Origin of the sequence: Nonomuraea sp. NPDC048882 (assembly GCF_040649755.1) — a bacterium.
In the GTDB taxonomy this organism is placed as follows: Bacteria; Actinomycetota; Actinomycetes; order Streptosporangiales; family Streptosporangiaceae; genus Nonomuraea; species Nonomuraea maheshkhaliensis.
In genome coordinates, this window is record NZ_JBEZGB010000053.1 from 1 (window position 1) to 2417 (window position 2417).

1 protein-coding gene is annotated in these 2417 nt (G+C 60.0%); it reads right to left on the bottom strand.

Annotated features, from left to right (window positions below; translation table 11 throughout):
* Positions 1-211: 211 nt before the first annotated feature.
* On the bottom strand, positions 212-1129 hold the full coding sequence (locus tag AB0C27_RS56120) for a hypothetical protein (protein ID WP_357863633.1): 918 nt from the start codon (positions 1127-1129) through the stop codon (positions 212-214).
* Positions 1130-2417: the final 1288 nt, after the last annotated feature.

Here is a 2417-nt window from a genome sequence, read left to right on the forward strand (position 1 = left end):
CGAGCCACCAGGCCCAAATGATCTATCTAAACGGCATTGGCTTCGCCGAGTGGTATCCGCGTGACGGACGCCCTTCATCTGCCACCGTTCTCAGCAACCCCATCTGACCAGTGGCGTCACGATGGAAAGAGCTTCAACTGGCAACAACGGTGGGCCCGCAGAATCCACGGGCCCACCTGTGTAGGCGGAAACGTCTGGTCCGCTCAGCCGTTCAGAAAGCGCATATCGGGTAGGGCACCCCGGCGGGACTGCAGGGGCCGACTTTCATGTCCCATCCGATGTACAACCCTGGCTGCGACCCCCGGGCAGAGGATACGCCGAGGAGCAATCCGACCTCTCGCTTGTCCTCCGCAAAGTACGATTTGCCTTGCCAGGCCACTTCCATCTTCGGGTTGACCGCCGAGGGGGAGGTAATGAGGGCCAGTTTTTCGCAGGTGGTCACGGACGTCCCGGCCGAGATCGGTCCGGCCGTGATGCTGAGAGGTATGCTTTGGCAGTTGGACAGCGATGTCGTGCCCTTCGGGCTGTAGTCAGTGAGCCACGTTTTCGGAGCGCCTGCGGATCCGGTCTTAACACTGCATGAGTAAACCTGTGAGAACTCGGGGCCGCCTTTCCGTGCGCCGCAGGTGGAGTACATGCGCATCACATAGTTGTCCTGGATCGCGCCCTGGTACTTCATTTCTCCCCATACGCTGCAGATGGGGTTCATGATGCCGACGTGAGCCTCGTCCTCATAAGAGCCCCAGCAGAGAGGCTGATACCACTTCGTGTCTTCTTGAATCGAGACGTCCCCGCTGCCCTGCGTGACCGGGGCGGTGGTGCTGGTGCTCACCGTGATCGTCCTGTTGCCGGTGGAGTCGGTCACCGTTTTGCTGGTGACCGGCGCACTTCCTCGGGGCTTGACGATACAGCTGGGGCCGTCGGCTTGGATTTCGTAGTTCTCCTCCTTGATGTTGATCTTCAACTTGCCGCTCGCGAGCTGGACGAATTCTCGGATCGCGGTCTGCCGGTCATTGGCATTGCCGCAGTCGGGGGATGCCGCGCGACTGGTCGCCGCTGATCCCACGCCGGACGGCAGTACGGCGAAGACGGCTGCGACGGCGGCAATCGCCGAGATCAATCTCTTCATGGACGCCCTTCTTCCGGATTGTGTTGTCGGCTGGTAACGGCGCTGGTTGAATCACGGATCGCCGAGGTCGTGCGTTGCGTTCCGTCATCGAACGGCAGATGTCTTCGATGATGTTGTTTTGACTCGACGCATTTACGTCAGTCCATAGATGGGTCGCCGGATACGCATGATGAAGCTCGTGGGCTACCCAGCATGGGTATCAGAATGTGGGGGAGTGGAAGTAGGGGTTGGTAGACTCGGGCGTCGGTGAAATGTTGGGGCAGACTGGCCTATGCATGGCAGAACTGCTTGCTCGTCCCGCCCCTTCTAGGGCTGCCGAGGCTGCCAGTCACCGTCCTGATCCGCGCGGCTCTTGCCTTTGCCAGTGGCGCACGACAGGTGCGCTCGGAACGGAATGCACACATTGTGCCGCAGTGCCATAGGGTGTCTTTGCCGGGTGAGGGTGAACGTTCCTGCAGTCGTGGCAGACCGCATGACCAGCGGGTATGTCGCTTATTGAGCTACCCACAGCTCCCATGTGCCATATGGGCCTGAGAAGGGAACATCCTCGCAGTGGTAGTAGAAGGTGCCTGCGCTCTCCCAGCGTTCGCCCGCCACCACGCAGTTAGCCCACTGCGTTGCTTTACTGGCCAGGCCGGAGTAGCCGAAGGACTCGATGTAGTACCACGGATATGCGTGTCGCGTCTCAGTTGTCGCCGAACCCCCATTGGACATTGCTATGCTGCGGGAAGCGACCGGGCTTTCCGATGTGCTGTGCCTGCTGATAAGCGCAGTCGCTGACACCGGCCCCGCAAGAGCAATTCCGGCCAGCCCTGTCATGAACGCGGCGCCAATGCAGGCTGCTTTCTGCCACGAAGACATCCTTTACCTCCAAGCGTCGGCTTCCGGCGGCGGTAAAGGCAGAACGCCCCGCCACCCGCTTGCGTATTACAGATATCTCACCGACCTTTCGTACTCCTGTCGTAAATCTTGCTGCGCGTGGACATGGCCTGAGCGATTGCATCCTTGTAGATCAGATGCACCTTCGTCATTTCAGTGATCTTGCAAGCCCTCAACGTTGACTTTCGGGGTTGATGTATGCTGACGTGCGCCTTTACCTCGACTGCGAGGGCCGGCTTCGCGGGGAATCAGGACCGCCAGCCTCGATGACTCAGGAGGCGGTCGTCCCTCCTGATCAGTTTCGGCTGATGGAAATTTCCGCCTGATCGTCCCGTTCGTCTTGGGCGAGTGGCACGGCGGCCTGCCCCAATGCCGTTTAGATAGATCATTTGGGCCTGGTGGCTCGGGT